13 protein-coding genes are annotated in these 14,503 nt (G+C 69.2%); 6 read left to right on the top strand and 7 right to left on the bottom strand.

Annotated elements, in window-relative coordinates:
- Nucleotides 1-71 precede the first annotated feature (71 nt).
- Nucleotides 72-1,061, bottom strand: coding sequence for a Bug family tripartite tricarboxylate transporter substrate binding protein (locus AC3WQR_RS20060; protein ID WP_492743258.1), 990 nt, complete (start codon nt 1,059-1,061; stop codon nt 72-74).
- Nucleotides 1,062-1,306: 245 nt separating this feature from the next.
- Between AC3WQR_RS20060 and AC3WQR_RS20055 the strand changes: the two genes are divergently transcribed.
- Nucleotides 1,307-1,684: a VOC family protein gene (locus AC3WQR_RS20055; protein ID WP_492743257.1), complete on the top strand. Its 378-nt coding sequence runs from the start codon at nt 1,307-1,309 to the stop codon at nt 1,682-1,684.
- Between the two features lie 105 nt (nt 1,685-1,789).
- Nucleotides 1,790-4,375, top strand: coding sequence for a hypothetical protein (locus tag AC3WQR_RS20050; RefSeq protein WP_492743256.1), 2,586 nt, complete (start codon nt 1,790-1,792; stop codon nt 4,373-4,375).
- A gap of 50 nt (nt 4,376-4,425) precedes the next feature.
- Here the strand turns inward: AC3WQR_RS20050 and AC3WQR_RS20045 are convergent, their stop codons facing one another.
- The 5 genes from AC3WQR_RS20045 to AC3WQR_RS20025 are packed head-to-tail and all read right to left on the bottom strand — an operon-like array spanning nt 4,426 to nt 11,421.
- Nucleotides 4,426-5,007: a superoxide dismutase gene (locus AC3WQR_RS20045; protein WP_307581983.1), complete on the bottom strand. Its 582-nt coding sequence runs from the start codon at nt 5,005-5,007 to the stop codon at nt 4,426-4,428.
- A 56-nt stretch (nt 5,008-5,063) separates the two neighbouring features.
- Nucleotides 5,064-5,729, bottom strand: coding sequence for a helix-turn-helix transcriptional regulator (locus AC3WQR_RS20040; RefSeq protein WP_492743255.1), 666 nt, complete (start codon nt 5,727-5,729; stop codon nt 5,064-5,066).
- 35 nt (nt 5,730-5,764) lie between these two features.
- Nucleotides 5,765-7,207, bottom strand: a complete 1,443-nt coding sequence (locus AC3WQR_RS20035; protein WP_492743254.1) for an efflux transporter outer membrane subunit — start codon at nt 7,205-7,207, stop codon at nt 5,765-5,767.
- A gap of 12 nt (nt 7,208-7,219) precedes the next feature.
- A complete protein-coding gene (locus AC3WQR_RS20030) occupies nt 7,220-10,318 on the bottom strand; it encodes a MexW/MexI family multidrug efflux RND transporter permease subunit (RefSeq protein WP_354347763.1) in 3,099 nt (1,032 codons plus the stop codon).
- The gene (locus AC3WQR_RS20025) at nt 10,315-11,421 is read right to left on the bottom strand and encodes an efflux RND transporter periplasmic adaptor subunit (protein ID WP_492743253.1); all 1,107 of its coding nucleotides are present in this window, start codon (nt 11,419-11,421) and stop codon (nt 10,315-10,317) included. Before AC3WQR_RS20025 ends, AC3WQR_RS20030 begins: the two co-directional genes overlap by 4 nt.
- Before the next feature lie 287 nt (nt 11,422-11,708).
- Here AC3WQR_RS20025 and AC3WQR_RS20020 point away from each other — a divergent pair, with 287 nt between their 5' ends.
- On the top strand, nt 11,709-12,035 hold the full coding sequence (locus tag AC3WQR_RS20020) for an ArsR/SmtB family transcription factor (RefSeq protein WP_062473861.1): 327 nt from the start codon (nt 11,709-11,711) through the stop codon (nt 12,033-12,035).
- A 40-nt stretch (nt 12,036-12,075) separates the two neighbouring features.
- Here the strand turns inward: AC3WQR_RS20020 and AC3WQR_RS20015 are convergent, their stop codons facing one another.
- Entirely contained in the window at nt 12,076-12,489 is a 414-nt protein-coding gene (locus tag AC3WQR_RS20015; RefSeq protein ID WP_095950321.1) for a DsrE family protein, read from the bottom strand.
- Nucleotides 12,490-12,645: 156 nt separating this feature from the next.
- Here AC3WQR_RS20015 and AC3WQR_RS20010 point away from each other — a divergent pair, with 156 nt between their 5' ends.
- The 3 genes from AC3WQR_RS20010 to AC3WQR_RS20000 all read left to right on the top strand — a co-directional run bounded on the left by AC3WQR_RS20010 (nt 12,646) and on the right by AC3WQR_RS20000 (nt 14,489).
- Nucleotides 12,646-13,560 carry an MBL fold metallo-hydrolase gene (locus AC3WQR_RS20010; protein ID WP_492743252.1) on the top strand — a complete coding sequence of 305 codons (915 nt, stop codon included), beginning with the start codon at nt 12,646-12,648 and terminating at the stop codon, nt 13,558-13,560.
- Nucleotides 13,557-14,027 carry a thioredoxin fold domain-containing protein gene (locus AC3WQR_RS20005; RefSeq protein ID WP_159279568.1) on the top strand — a complete coding sequence of 157 codons (471 nt, stop codon included), beginning with the start codon at nt 13,557-13,559 and terminating at the stop codon, nt 14,025-14,027. Before AC3WQR_RS20010 ends, AC3WQR_RS20005 begins: the two co-directional genes overlap by 4 nt.
- Before the next feature lie 144 nt (nt 14,028-14,171).
- Nucleotides 14,172-14,489 (top strand): c-type cytochrome, encoded by a 318-nt coding sequence (locus AC3WQR_RS20000; RefSeq protein WP_302622612.1) that lies wholly within the window; start codon nt 14,172-14,174, stop codon nt 14,487-14,489.
- Nucleotides 14,490-14,503 lie beyond the last annotated feature (14 nt).

Genomic DNA, 14,503 nt, shown 5'->3' with positions numbered 1-14,503 from the left:
CCCCCTGCCGGGGGCAACACCAGCGGCCCGGCAAAGCCGGTTCCGCGGTGTTCCTGGTATGAAAACCCCTCTTACTCGATCGTCGCGCCCGAGGCCTGCACGATCCCCTTCCACTTCTCGTAGTCGGTCTTCAGCAGCGCGCCGAACTGCTCCGGCGTCATGCTCTGCGGCTCCGCGCCCTGCGCAATGATGGCCGCCTTCATTTCGGGCGTGGCCAGCAGCTTGTTGATCGCCGCATTCAGCGTGGCGACCACGTCCTTGGGCGTGCCGGCCGGCACGAAGACGCCGTACCAGGTGCTCACGTCGAAGTCCTTGTAGCCCAGTTCGGCCACGGTGGGCGTGTCGGGCAGCGAGGTGCTGCGCTTGGCGGAGGTGACGGCCAGCGGACGCAGCTTGCCGGCCTTGATCTGCGCCATGGCCGAAGGCACCGACGACACCATCAGGTCGACGTTGCCCGCGAGCACGTCCATCATGGCCGCGTTGGAGCCCTTGTAGGGCACGTGGCGCATCTTGATCTTGGCGGCGCCGTTGAAGATCTCGCCGGCCAGGTGGATGGTGGTGCCGTTGCCGGGCGAGCCGTAGGTGATGGTGTCGGGCGCGGCGCGCGCGGCCTTCACCACGTCGTCCAGCGTCTTGAACTTGGAGTTGGCCTGCGTGACGATCACCACGGGCGTGTAGGCCACGTGGGCCACGGCCGTGAGGTCCTTCACCGGGTTGTAGCTCAGGCTCTTGTAGAGCCAGGGCGCGACGACCATGTTGTCCTTCTGGCCCATCACGATGTCGTAGCCCGTGGGCGTGGCGCGCGCGGCCTCGGCGATGCCGATGGTGCCGCCGGCGCCCGCGCGGTTGTCGGGCACCACGGTCCAGTGGTTGGCCTCGGTGAGCTTCTGCGCGACCAGGCGCGCCAGGATGTCGGTGCCGCCGCCGGGCGGGAAGGGCACGACCATGCGGATGGGCTTGGCGGGGTAGGCGGCGGTCTGGGCTTGGGCCGGGGCGGTGGCTGCCACGGCGGTAAAAGCCAGCGCGAACGCCAGCGGACGGAGGAGTGTCGATCGGGTCATGGGGTGCATTGTCTCGTTCTGGGGGCAGGGGGGATGCAGTCTGCCGGAAGTGCCGGCGCGGGGTTTTCGCGGTTCGCGATGGCCCTCGTCTCGGCTGGCGGGGGCAGAACACGGGGCGGTGCGTACTTTCGGACGCCTTGACACCGCCCATCGCGCATCGAATACTTCACCAAATGGTTGAGTATTTCTGGCTCGCCCGGCGCTCGGCGATTTCCGGGCGCCCTTCCTCTTTGCAGGAGGCTCCCATGCTCGGACACATCAACGCAGTGGCCAACCTGGCGGTGAAAGACCTCACCGTGGCCCGACGCTTCTACGAAGACACGCTCGGCCTCGCGCAGGTCGATGCCGAAGGCGACGAGGTCATCGTCTACCGCAGCGGCAACACGCGGCTCAATGTCTACCGCTCGGCCTTCGCGGGCACCAACCAGGCCACGGCCGTGACCTGGTCGGTCGACGGTGACATCGAGCGCCTCGTGGCCGCGCTCAAGGCCAAGGGCGTGCGCTTCGAGCACTACGACATGCCCGACACCACGCTCGCGGGCGACATCCACGTCATGGGCGACATGAAGGTCGCGTGGTTCAAGGACCCCGACGGGAACATCCTGAACCTCATCAACGTCTGAGCAACCCCTGTCCATCCGGCATCCCCCGTTTGGGGGAAGCCAAGGGCGACGCGCTGCGGACAATTCCTCCTGCCATGCACCGGCCTGGCATGGAGGAGTTCCCACATGAGCGCACCGCCGCCCGAGCAATCAACGCCTGAACCACCCGCGCGCCCCGAGCGCGTCGCGGTCATCGCCATCCACGGCGTGGCCGACCAGAAGGCCGGCGACACGGCCCGCGCCATCGCCTCGCTGATGCTCAACCACCCCGGCCCCGGCGCCACCTACCGCCAGGCCGACTGCGACAGCCATCTGCTGCCGGTGCCGCCGCTGACCTCGATGGTGCAGCAGCGCACCGGGCATCAGGACAAGACCGAGAAGGCCGCCACGGAAGGCGCCGCCGCGCAGAAGGCCTACGTGCCGCCCGTGCGCAAGGCGATGCGGCAATCGAAGACGTCCGACTTCAGCGCCGACGACTGGATCTCGACCGCCGAGGCCGACGACGCAGGCGTGGTGCGTGCCGCCAAGGGGCGCGGGCCGCTCACGCCGCGCGAGCTGAAGAAGAGCAACCCCGACATCGCCTTCAGCGACTACCTGCTGTTCAAGTCGCAGCGCGCCGAGCCCGACCACGAAGCCTACGAGGCCACGCGCGTGCGCATGACGCGCGACGCCACCGATGCCCACGGGCAGCCGGTGCAGCAGCGCATCGACGTGCACGAGATGTACTGGGCCGACCTGTCGCGCCTGCCGGGTTCGGTGGCGCGTATCGTCGCCGAGCTCTTCACCATCGTGTTCCGCCTCTCGCAGCTGGGCCGCGACGCGGTGGACCGCGCCGCCGAGGCGGCTGGTGTGAACAAGAAGCCCAGGCCGCCGGGCGCGCGGCGCTGGGCCTGCCTGGCGTCGCTGCAGACCGCGCTCGACTGGGCCTTTGCGAACCTGCTGGCGAATCTCTTCCTGCAGCTGCTGCTGGTCGGGCTGGTGATCGCGGGGCTCGGCGGACTGGCGCGGGTCGAGCCCGCACCCCATGCGTTGTCGCTCACCGAACTGCTGCGCAGGGTGCTGGCCGTGGCGGTGCCGGTGCTGGCGATCTGGTGGTACTGCTACCAGGCGCGCACCCAGGCTTCCTCGCGGATCGTGGTGGGCCTGTACGCCCTGCTGGCGGGCTGGTTCCTGTGGGCGCTGGTGCCCGCGCACTGGGTGGTCGGCGTGGCCTGGCTGGCGCTGCTCGCCGCGTTGGCCGACCGCGCCCTGCGCATCGCGCGCGACCGCTTTCCGGCGGCGCGCACCTGGGGGCTGGGGCTGATGGCGCTGACCGCGTCGGCGCTGCTGGTGCACGTGGCGATCAACGCCTCGGCCGCCGGCGCCACGGACGACCTGCGCCACTGGGTGCGCGCGGGCATGCGGGTGGTCGAGTACCTGCTGCTGGGCGTCGTGGCCTGGTGGGGCGTGGCCGGCGTGCTGCTCATCGCCTGGCTGCTCGCCGGGGAGACGGTGCCCGACCGCGGCGCCGCCGCGCGCGCCAGCATCGCCACGGGGCGGCTGGGGCTGTTCGTGTCGGTGGCGGCGTTCGTGGCGCTGTCGATGGTGTCGTGGGCCGTGCTGACGAACCTCGTGGAGCTCGGCGCGAAGGACGTCGACTACGCGCCGTTCTGGTTCGGCAAGGACGTCTACTGGGCCGACGGCGCGAACTTCCTGCACAGCCGCTACGAGAAGAGCACGCAGGCCTTCGCCTTGACGGCCGGCCTCACGCTGTCGCTGCTGGCCTACCTGGTGGCGGTGCTGGTGCCCAGCCTGTTCGCCGAGCTCAAGGTGGCCTTCGGCACCTCGCAGGGCCTGGGCCGCTGGCTCGGCGCGGGCTACCGGCGGCTGGACCGCTTCGTCGCCGTGCTGACCAGCGCCAGCGTGGTGGTCGCCTTCGCGGTGGCCCTGTTGCTGGTGCTCAAGCAGTGCAATGTCTCGGTCGGCGGGTGGATCGACGACGCGGTGATCTGGGTGTCGGCGCTGTCGCAGAGCGGGCTCAAGCCGCTGATCTTCACCGCCGCCACGCTGGCCGCCGCCGTCTCGCTGCTCGGCGGTTTTCTCACGCGCACCGTGCCGGGCCTGCGCATGCCGCTCGACGTGGCGCTGGATGTCGACGGCCACTTCCGCGAGTTCCCGCGCCGCGCCATTCCGCGCGCGCGCATCTTCTCGCGCTATGTGTCGCTGCTGGAGCACGTGGCGGCGCAGGGCTACGACCGCATCGTGATCGTGGCCCACAGCCAGGGCACGGTGATCTCGACCGAGCTGCTGCGCTACCTGCAGTTCCGCGCGGCGCAGAAGGTCGATGCGCGGGTGACCGACCTCTGGGCGGCGCTCAACAAGAGCCGCCTCCTGCTGCTCACCGCCGGCTGCCCGCTGCGCCAGCTGTACGCGGCGCGTTTTCCGCACCTCTACGGCTGGGTGACGGCGGAAGACGCGAACGGCGGTGGGCCGAGCGCGGCCCAGGTCGGCGTGGCCCGCTGGGTCAACCTGTACACGGCGGGCGACTACGTCGGGCGCTGGCTCTGGGGCGAGGACGACAAGCCCTACGAGCAGGTGACGACGCCGCCGGCCTGGTGCGTCGCGGCCGAGCACGAGGCCTGCCTCGGCCTGGGCGCCCACACCCACTACTTCGACCTCGACCAGGCGCACGTGGCGCGCTGGATCGACTGGATGGTGACGGCGCGCCCATGAAAAAAGCCGGCCCGCAGGCCGGCTTTTTCTTCATGCCGACAGCGTGGGCTTCAGCCGAAGTTCTTCGCCGCGAAGTCCCAGTTGGCCAGCTTGGCCAGGAAGGTCTCGACGAACTTCGGGCGCAGGTTGCGGTAGTCGATGTAGTACGCGTGTTCCCACACGTCCACCGTCAACAGCGCGGTGTCGGCGGTGGTCAGCGGCGTGCCGGCGGCACCGGTGTTCACGATGTCCACCGAACCGTCGGCCTTCTTCACCAGCCAGGTCCAGCCCGAGCCGAAGTTGCCCACGGCCGACTTCACGAAAGCTTCCTTGAAGGCGTCGTAGCTGCCCCACTTGGCATCGATGGCCTTGGCCAGCGCGCCGGTGGGGGCGCCGCCGCCTTGGGGCTTCATGCAGTTCCAGAAGAAGGTGTGGTTCCAGATCTGGGCGGCGTTGTTGTAGATGCCGCCGCTGGACTTCTTGACGATCTCTTCGAGCGTCATCGCTTCGAACTCGGTGCCCTTTTGCAGGTTGTTCAGGTTCACCACGTAGGCGTTGTGGTGCTTGCCGTGGTGGTACTCGAGCGTTTCCTTCGAATACTCGGGGGCCAGTGCGTCGATGGCGTACGGCAGCGGGGGAAGGGTGTGTTCCATGGTGGAGTCTTTCTTTCTAGTTGGTGGAAGGGGAAAACAAAAAACAGGTCGGTGCCTCAGGCGCGGGCCTTGGGCACGATGCGGTAGGCGCAGCGCCGCGCGCCCGCGAGCACGTGCTCGACACGGCTCACGTCGGCCTCGGGCCCCAGCACCTCGTCGAAGAGCTGCAGCTCGCTGCGGCAAAAGCCGGTGCAGGCCTGCGCCGCGGTGCAGATGGGACAGTGGTTCTCGATGAAGAGAAAGCCGTCGCCCTCGGCCCGGTACTCGGCCATGTAGCCCTCGCGGCTGCGGATGTCCGCGAGCCGCTCGAGCCGCGTCTCGAGGTTGCGCGCGCCGCGCATGGCCTCGGTGTAGGCGGCGCGCATGGTGGCTTCGCGCGCGCCGATGAGCTGGTCCATGCCCTTTTCGCCGAACACGCTGATCACGGCGCTGATCATCTGCACCGTCATCTCGGCGTGCGTGTCGGGAAAGCGCTTGTGGCCCTCGCCGGTGAGCCGCCAGATCTGGGTGGGACGGCCGCGGCCGCTGGAGCGGCTCTCGGCGTCCACCAGCCCTTCGGTCTCGAGCTTGGACATCTGCTGGCGCACCGCCTCGACCGTCACGTGCAGCACCTTGGCGATGTCGGGGATGCCGAGCGCGCCACGGGTCTTCAGCGTGGAGAGGATGCGGTCTGCCGGCTGGTGCGGCATCCAGGTGGGCTTGGTGGCATCGGGGGCGGACATGGCGGCTTCGGTCGTGGGGGAAAACAGCGTCATTGTCAGGTGGTTGGGCCTCCCCTCGCATCCGTGGGCGCTTGCCAGCCTCCGCCCAGTGCTTTGTAAAGCGCCACGAGGCTGGTGAACGAGGCCGTTTCAGCCTCGGCCACGGCATCCTGCGCGCGCAGCAGGGTGCGCTGCGCGTCGAGCACGCTCAGGTAGGGCGCGGCGCCTTCGCGGTAGCGCACCTCGGCCAGCTCGGCGGCGCGACCACTGCGGGCCGAGGCCTCCAGCAGCCGCTGCAGGCGCAGCTGGTTCTGGCCGTAGCCGGTGAGGGCGCTTTCGACGTCCTCGATGGCGCGCAGCACGGTCTGTTCGTAGACGGCGCGCTCGCCCTCGGCACGCGCCTCGGCGCCGCGCAGGCGGGCCTTGACCGAGCCCAGCCGCAGCGCGGGCCAGCTCACGCCGGGCGTGACGCTGAAGGCGCGGCTCGACGAACTGCCCAGGTCGGCACCGCGCAGCGCGATGAAGCCCAGGAAGCCGCTGATGTCGACGCGCGGGTACAGCTCGGCCGTGGCCGCGCCCACGTCGGCGGTGCTGGCGGCCAGGCCGCGCTCGGCGCGCAGCACGTCGGGCCGGCGGCGCAGCAGTTCGCCCAGGTCGCCGATGGGCAGGCGCTTGTCGAGCACGCGCAGCGGGTGCGGCTGCAGCATCGGCGTCAGCTCGGCGGGGCGCAGGCCCGCCAGCACGGCGACGCGGTGCGCGGCCTGGCGGCGCGTGGTCTCGAGCGCGGGCAGCTGGCTCTCGGTGCTGGCCAGGTTGGCCTGCGCGCTGGCCAGGTCGCCTTCGAGGCCGCGCCCGGTGCGCACCTGCGCCTCGGTCACGCGCAGGCTCTGGCGCAGGCTCTCGAGGGTGCGCTGCGTCACGGCCAGGCGCTGCTCGGCGCCGCGCATCTCGTAGTAGTTGCGCGCCAGTTCGGCCACGGCCACGATGCGCACCTGCTCGAGGTCGGCCGCACTGGCCTGGGCGCGCGCGGTGGCGGCTTCGTCGAGGCGTTGCAGGCGGCCGAACAGGTCGATCTCCCAACCGGCGTCGAAGCCGGCGCGGCTGCTCTGCGCCAGCGTACGCGCATCGGCCGGCACGCCGTTGCCCTGCGCGATGCTGCGCGTCTTGCTGGCGCCCAGCGTCACCACGGGCAGGCGGTCGAGCTCGGCTTCGGTTTGCATCGCACGCGCTTCCAGCAGCCGCGCGTGGGCGATGCGGATGTCGTGGTTGCCGGCCAGTGCGCGCTCGATGAGCGCGTCGAGCTGCGGGTCGTCGAGCTGGCGCCACCAGTCGCGCTGCACCGCGTCGGGCGCGAACAGCGCGCGTTCGGGGGCGGCGATGGCCACCGGCGCGTCGTTCGGCGCGGCGTACTTCGGCCCCACCGCGCAACCGGCCAGCACCAGCAGGCTGAGGGCGAACGGTGCGGCGTAGGAGAAGGGTCTTCTTGTCGTCATGGTCATGCTCCCGGTGTCTCAGACGGTGTCGCCGGCAGGCTCGCGCGCCACGAGCGCCTCGAGTTCGGCGGCACGCTGCGAGCGCCCCACCGTGCGGTGGTCGCGCGCCAGCAGCGTGTACATGGTGGGCAACACGAACAGCGTGAACAGCGTGCCCACCAGCATGCCGACCACGATCACCAGGCCGATGCTGAAGCGGCTGTTGGCACCCGCGCCGCTGGCGAACAGCAGGGGAACGAGGCCCACCACCATCGCGGCCGTGGTCATCAGGATCGGGCGCAGCCGGATGCGCGCGGCCTGCTCGATGGCGGCGCGGCGCTCCAGGTTCAGGCGCTCCTGGATCTCGTTGGCGAACTCCACCATCAGGATGCCGTGCTTGCTGATGAGCCCGATGAGCGTCACCAGCCCGATCTGCGTGTAGATGTTGATGGTGGCAAAGCCCAGCGCCAGCGGCACCAGCGCGCCGCAGATCGACATCGGCACGCTGACCAGGATGATCAGCGGGTCGCGCAGGCTTTCGTACTGCGCGGCCAGCACCAGGTAGATCACCACGATCGCGAACACGAAGGCCATCACCAGCGCCGAGCCTTCCTGCGTGAACTGGCGCGCGTCCGACTGCCAGTCGTAGCTGAAGCCGGCCGGCAGTTTCTTCGCCTCTTCGCTCAGGAACGCCACCGCGTCGCCCATGGTCACGCCCGGCATCGGAATGGCCTGGAAGGTGGCGGCGTTGAGCTGGTTGAACTGCGTGAGCTTGTTGGGCCCCACGCTGGTCGACAGCTGCACCAGGTTGGCCAGCGGCACGGGCTGGCCGCTTGCGCTCTTCACGAAGTAGCGCGACAGGGCCTCGGCCGTGAGCCGCTGGTCGCGCGGCGACTGCGGAATCACGTCGTAGGAGCGCCCGTCCATGCCGAAGCGGTTGACGTAGTTCTCGCCCACCAGCACGGCCAGCGTGTCGCCGATGGCCTTCATGGTCACGCCCATGCTGTTGGCCTTGGCGCGGTCCACGCGCACCTCGGTCACGGGGTTGTTGAACTCCAGGTCGCTGTCGACCACGGCGAACTTGCCGCTCTCGCGCGCCGCCTTCTTCAGCGTTTCCATGGCCTCGAACACGCTGCGGTGGTCGCCCGCGCTGCGGATCACCATCTGCACCGGAAGCCCACCGGTCGAACCGGGAAGCGACGGCAGCTGAAAGGCGAACACGCTGCTGCCTTCGACCTCGTTCATGCCGCCCTGCACGTCGCCCTGGATCTGGTCGGCGTTGCGCTGGCGAGCGTTCCAGTCGGACAGCTGCACGCCGCCGATGCTGTTGGACACGCCGTCCGAGCCGTTGATGAGCCAGCGACCGGTGTTCTCGGGCAGCTTGGCCAGCACCTCGTCCCACTTCTGGCCGAACTTCTCAACGTAGTCGATGTTGGCGTGCTGCGGCGACTTGATGACGGTCATCACCATCGCCTGGTCTTCGCCCGGCGCCAGCTCGCGCTGCGCCGCGTTGTACAAAAAGGGCAGGCTCACGAGCACGGCCGCCGCCAGCAGGCCCGTGACCCAGCGGTGGTGCAGCGACACGTCGAGCAGCCGTCCGTAGGCCGTGGCCAGCTTGTGGAAGAAGGCCTCGGCATAGCGCGCCATGCGGCCCGCCGTGGCGTCCTGCGGCAGCAGGAACGAGCTCATCACCGGCGACAGCGTGAGCGCGATCACGCCCGACACCACCACCGCGCCCGCCAGCGTGAAGGCGAACTCCTTGAACAGCGACCCCGTGAGTCCGCCCATGAGGCCGATGGGCGCGTACACCGCGGCCAGCGTGAGCGTCATCGCGATCACCGGGCCGGCCACTTCACGCGCGCCGATCAGTGCGGCCTGCACGCGCGACTTGCCTTCCTCGATGTGGCGGTGCACGTTCTCCACCACCACGATGGCGTCGTCCACCACCAGGCCGATGGCCAGCACCATCGCCAGCAGCGTGAGCAGGTTGATGCTGAAGCCGAACAGCAGCATCAACGCCGCCGCGCCCAGCATCGACAGTGGAATCGTCACCACCGGGATGAGCACCGCGCGCAGCGAGCCCAGGCACAGGAAGATCACCAGCACCACGATGGCGATGGCTTCGAGCAGCGTCTTCTGCACCTCGTCGATCGAGGCCTCGATGAAGCGCGCGAGCTCGAAGGGCAGCTGCACCTCCACGCCCGGCGGCAGGTTCTGCTTGATGCCGGGCAGCAGGTCGCGGATGCGCTTCACGATCACCAGCGGGTTGCCGTTGGGCGCGGCCTGCAGGCCGAGGTAGATGGCCTTGTCGCCGTCCATCGTCGCGCTGCTGTCGGCACTCGCCGCGCCGAGCTCCACCGTGGCCACGTCGCCCAGGCGCACGATGGCGTCACCGTCGCGCTTGATGACCATGTCGCGGAACTCGGCCACGTTCACCAGGTCGGTGTTCACGCGGATGTTCGACACCACGTACAGGCCCTTCACCTGTCCCGGTGCGGCCTGCACGTTGTTCTGGCGCAGCGCGTCGGCCAGCTCGCCGGCCGAGATGCCGCGCGCGGCCATGCGGTTGGCATCGAGCCACACGCGCATCGCCAGCGTCTGCCCGCCCGACACCTCGACGCCCGAGACGCCCTCGATCGACGCGAACTGCGGCTGCACCACGCGCGAGAGGTAGTCGGTGAGCTGCGGCACGGGCATGGTCTTGCTCGAGAAGCCCACGTAGGCGACGGCCGTGGCCTCGCCCGACGACTTGAGGATCACCGGGTCGAAGGCCTCGGCCGGCAGCCGGTACTTCACCTGACTGACCTGCGCCATGGCCTGCGTGAGCGCCTGGTTGGCGTCGGCGTTGAGCTTCATGCGCACGCTGATCACGCTGCGGCCTAGCGTGGACGACGACGAGAGGTAGTCGACGTTCTCGATCGTCGCCACCGCCTGCGCGATGGGCTGCGTGACGAAGCCCTGCATCAGCTCCGGCGAGGCGCCGGGGTACTGCGTGGTGATGGTGAGCGTGGTGCTCTCGGTGAGCGGGTACTGGCGCACCGGCAGGTCGCCCAGCGCACGCGCGCCGAGCAGCAGGATGAGCGTGCTCACCACCAGCGCCAGCACGGGCCGGCGCACGAAGAGGTCGGTGAACTTCATGACTTCGATTCCTGCAGGGTCAGCGTGTCCTTCGCGGCCGGGGCCACGGCGGCGCCGTTGTACAGGCGCAGCTGGCCCGAGGTGACGACCTGCTCGCCGGCCTTCAGGCCCTGCTCGACGACGACCAGGCCGTCTTGTCGTTCGCCGGTTTTCACGAATACCTGCTGCACCGAGAAGCCGTCGCCCTTGTCGCCGGCGCGCACCACGAACACCGAGTCGCCGTGCGTGCTGTAGGTGATGGCGGTTTCAGGCACCGCGATGGCGTCGGCGCGCGCGGGCAGCGCCACCTTGGCGTTGACGTACATGCCGGGCGTGAGCGCGCCGTCGGCGTTGTCGACCGTGGCCTGCAGCCGCACGGTGCGCGTGTCGCTGCCGATCATGGGCTCGATGGCGCTGAGCTTCGCGGGGAACACGCGGCCCGGGTAGGCGTCGACCGCGAGCGCCACCGCCTGGTTGCGCCGCAGCGCCGGCAGCGCGTTCTCGGGCAGCGTGAGGTTGGCGAACAGCGTGCGCGCATCGGTGAGCGACACCAGCGCATCGCCGGCGCGCACGAACTGGCCGAGGTTGACCTTGCGGATGCCCAGCACGCCGTCGAACGGCGCCCGGATGTGCTTCTGCTCGATGAGCGCCTGCACGCGGCGCAGCTCGCCGCTGGCCTGGTCGAAGGCAGCCTGCGCCTGCTCCATCTGCTCCTGCGTGGCCGCCTGCTGCGGCAGCAGGCGGCGCGTGCGCTCGAGCAGGGCCCTGGCATTGGCCTGCTGGGCGCGCAGCCGTTCGAGGTCGCCCTGCTCGGGCGCGTCGTTCAGCTGCACCAGCAGCTGGCCGGCACGCACCTGCGCGCCCGGCGTGAAGAGGATCTTCGCGACCCGTCCCTCCACCTCGGCCGGCACCTCGACCTGCCGGTTGGCCTCCAGCGTGCCGATGCCGCCGAGAAAGCGCGCCATCTCGGTCTGCCGCGCAGGGGCCACCGCCACCTTGGCCGGCGGCATCGCGCCGCCCTGTGCATGGGCCGGCTGGAATTTCGCCACGAGCCCGTAGCCCGCCGCGCCCAGCACCGCGACCGTGAGACCGGCGCCGAGCCAGGTCCTGGATTGTTTGTTCATACGCAACCTGCTTTTTTATCAAAGAAAGTGCTTTGATTATTAGATCGCGTCCGAACGCTGTCGAGAAAGACGTGGCAATGGCCCCGATAGGGCAGGGCTATCTTTGGCGTCGCGTGCATGGTGGGTGCTCCGGGTGGTTGCGCGGGGACATCCCCGCACCCCGAAGACGGGCGGCGCGTCGCTTTTGTGACGCGGCGGCGGCGTGCAATCGCCGTACGGCCGCCGGGACATCGCTCGCTGCGCCAAGCGCCGATGTACATTGCGACCTGCGCATGAACCTATTCAGCATGGCCACCAAACCCCGTAAGAAGTCCGCGGCTGTCACCGAGGACGAGGTCTTCGACATGGCCGCCGACCTGTTCCGGGCCATGGCCGCGCCCATGCGGCTGAAGATCGTGAGCCTGCTGTGCAACGGCGAGAAGAACGTGAGCGAGCTGCTCGCGCAGATCGACACCACGCAGCCCAACATGTCGCAGCACCTGAACACGCTCTACCAGGCGGGCGTGCTCGCCCGACGCCGCGACGGCGTGAGCATCTACTACAGCATCGCGAACGAGACCGTGGTGGCGCTGTGCCGCAGCATCTGCGTGCAGATCGCCATCGAGCAGGAATAAGAAGAGAAGAAGAGGGCCGGCATCAGCCGGCTTTCGCGCCTCAGGGCTTCAGGTAGACGTAGCCTTCCTTCGCCTGCAGCCGCGCCACCTCGGCCACGCCCGAGGGCACCACCTTGGTTTCCATCAGCAGCTTGCCCGCGTCGATGTTGCGCGTGGTCAGCGTGTTGTTGCACACCTTGAACTCCACGCCGCGCCCGGCCAGCGCACTCACCGGGCCGCTGAACTCGCGGCCTCGGCTGTCCTTGGCGTCGCTCAGCAGGAAGTCGATGCCGGGGCCGTGCGTGACCACCACGATCTTCGCCTTCGGGTCTGCGTTCAGGTGGTTCGTGATGTTCGCGAGGATGGCTGCGCTGTTCTCCACGCCGGTGTTCACGTGGTAGACCACCTTGGTCTCCTGTGCGCCCGCGAACGTGGCGACCATGGCGAGCAGGAAAGCGATGAATGCGTGTCTCATGGGGAAACCCTCTGGCTGTTGTCGTTGCCCGCAAAATATCATCTTCTGCTTATATTTACAGCCGGGCAAGCCCGCGGCCCTCGCCGCCCAGCCCGCAGGAGACGACCCACGATGTTCCCGTGCCGGCCCACCGCCGTTCGCGCGAAGGCGCTGTTGATGTGCGCTGCGCTCTGGCTGAGCGCCAGTGCGGCGTTCGCCGCGCCCGAGATCCGCCCGTTGCCGGTGGCGCCCGACATCTACTACGTGCAGGGCATCCCCGCGCTGGGCTCGAAGGAGAACCAGAACTTCATCTCCAACGCCGGCTTCGTCGTCACGCGCGACAGCGTCGTGATGATCGACGCGCTCGGCTCGCCCGCCGTTGCCGAGCGCATGGTGGAAGAGATCCGCAAGCTCACGCCCAAGCCGATCAGCCACGTCATCCTCACGCACTACCACGCCGACCACATCTACGGCCTGCAGGTGTTCAAGGCGCTGGGCGCGCAGATCGTGGCGCACGCGCGCGGCAAGACCTACCTCACGTCCGATACCGCGCGGCTGCGGCTCGAGGCCTCGCGCCAGGAGCTCGCGCCATGGATCGACGAGCGCACGCGGCTGGTGCCGGCCGACGTGTGGATCGACGGGCGCACCGAGCTGACGATCGGCGGCACGCGCTTCGTGATCCAGCCCGCCGGTCCCGCGCACACGCCCGAAGACCTCGCCATCTTTTTGCCGCAGCAGAAGGTGCTGTTCACCGGCGACATCGTGTTCCGCAACCGCACGCCCTACGTGGGCTCGGCCGACAGCCGGCACTGGATCACGTCACTCGACGCGCTGCTCACGCTCGACGCGCGCACCATCGTGCCGGGCCACGGCCCCGCGTCGGACGACCCCGCGCAAGACCTGCGGCAGACGCGCGACTACCTCGTCTTCCTGCGCGGCGCGATGCAGAAGGCCGCCACCGAGATGACGCCCTTCGACGAGGCCTACGCCGCCACCGACTGGTCGCGCTTCGAGGCCTGGCCGCTGTTCAAGGTGGCCAACCGCATGAACGCCTACAACACCTACCTGCTGCTGGAGCAGGAGGCGCGATGAGCGGCGACCGCACGCGCCGGCAGCTCGTTGCGGGCCTCGCCGCGTGGTGCGTCGCGCCGATGGCCGTGCATGCGGCCGATGTGCAGTTGCCCGCGCCTGCCTCGCTGGCCGGTGCGCTCGCGGCGGCGCTGGCCCGCGCGCAGCCGCTGGTCGTCATGGCCAGCCTGCAGGGCTGCCCCTTCTGCAAGATCGCGCGCGAGCACTACCTCATGCCCGAACTCGCCGCGGGCTTGCCCGTGGTGCAGATCGACTTTCGTGATCAACGCACCGTGCGCGACTTCGACGGCGCCACACGCACGCACGACGCGCTCATCAAGGCGTGGCACGTCAGCGTCGCGCCGACCGTGCTCTTCTTCGGCCGCAACGGCCGCGAGGTCGCCGAGCGCCTGACCGGCGGCGACTCGGACTTCTACGGCGCCTACCTCGAAGCACGCCTGCAGCAAGCGCGCACCGCCGTCCGAAGCTGACGTTATGCATGGCGAAACCGAACGGGTTTCCCCCAAGAGCAAAGCCCTTCCCTTGTTCACGATCGTCCCTAAAATCAATACATAACGATTTACTTATTTAACGATGAAACCGGCCGCTTCGGGGCGCGTTTCGAGGAGACCGAATTGAAGTTGCTGCTGCCGTCGCTCGCCGTCGCTGTCACCGCCCTGATGCTGTCGACACCGGCCCTTGCCAACAAGGAACTGGCCCAGAAGAACGCCTGCCTCGCCTGCCACGCTGTCGACAAGAAGCTGGTCGGCCCGGCCTACCTCGACGTCGCGAAGAAGTACACCGGCCAGGCCGACGCGCTCGCCGCGCTCACCGCGAGCATCCAGAAGGGCAGCACCGGCAAGTGGGGCGCAGTGCCCATGCCCGCGCAACCCGCGATGAGCGAGGCCGATGCCAAGGCGCTGGCCGCCTGGGTGTTGGGCGGCGCCAAGTAAGGCCCACGGACGCG

The organism is Variovorax sp. FW305-3-2-15-B-LB1, assembly GCF_058787635.1.
This window is presented reverse-complemented; position numbering and strand designations above follow the sequence as displayed.

Excerpts from the sequence above, each read along its gene's own strand:
- AC3WQR_RS20060 (WP_492743258.1), bottom strand. The coding sequence starts at position 1,061 with ATGACCCGATCGACACTCCTCCGTCCGCTGGCGTTCGCGCTGGCTTTT.
- AC3WQR_RS20055 (WP_492743257.1), top strand. The coding sequence starts at position 1,307 with ATGCTCGGACACATCAACGCAGTGGCCAACCTGGCGGTGAAAGACCTC.
- AC3WQR_RS20050 (WP_492743256.1), top strand. The coding sequence starts at position 1,790 with ATGAGCGCACCGCCGCCCGAGCAATCAACGCCTGAACCACCCGCGCGC.
- AC3WQR_RS20045 (WP_307581983.1), bottom strand. The coding sequence starts at position 5,007 with ATGGAACACACCCTTCCCCCGCTGCCGTACGCCATCGACGCACTGGCC.
- AC3WQR_RS20040 (WP_492743255.1), bottom strand. The coding sequence starts at position 5,729 with ATGTCCGCCCCCGATGCCACCAAGCCCACCTGGATGCCGCACCAGCCG.
- AC3WQR_RS20035 (WP_492743254.1), bottom strand. The coding sequence starts at position 7,207 with ATGACCATGACGACAAGAAGACCCTTCTCCTACGCCGCACCGTTCGCC.
- AC3WQR_RS20030 (WP_354347763.1), bottom strand. The coding sequence starts at position 10,318 with ATGAAGTTCACCGACCTCTTCGTGCGCCGGCCCGTGCTGGCGCTGGTG.
- AC3WQR_RS20025 (WP_492743253.1), bottom strand. The coding sequence starts at position 11,421 with ATGAACAAACAATCCAGGACCTGGCTCGGCGCCGGTCTCACGGTCGCG.
- AC3WQR_RS20020 (WP_062473861.1), top strand. The coding sequence starts at position 11,709 with ATGGCCACCAAACCCCGTAAGAAGTCCGCGGCTGTCACCGAGGACGAG.
- AC3WQR_RS20015 (WP_095950321.1), bottom strand. The coding sequence starts at position 12,489 with ATGAGACACGCATTCATCGCTTTCCTGCTCGCCATGGTCGCCACGTTC.
- AC3WQR_RS20010 (WP_492743252.1), top strand. The coding sequence starts at position 12,646 with ATGTGCGCTGCGCTCTGGCTGAGCGCCAGTGCGGCGTTCGCCGCGCCC.
- AC3WQR_RS20005 (WP_159279568.1), top strand. The coding sequence starts at position 13,557 with ATGAGCGGCGACCGCACGCGCCGGCAGCTCGTTGCGGGCCTCGCCGCG.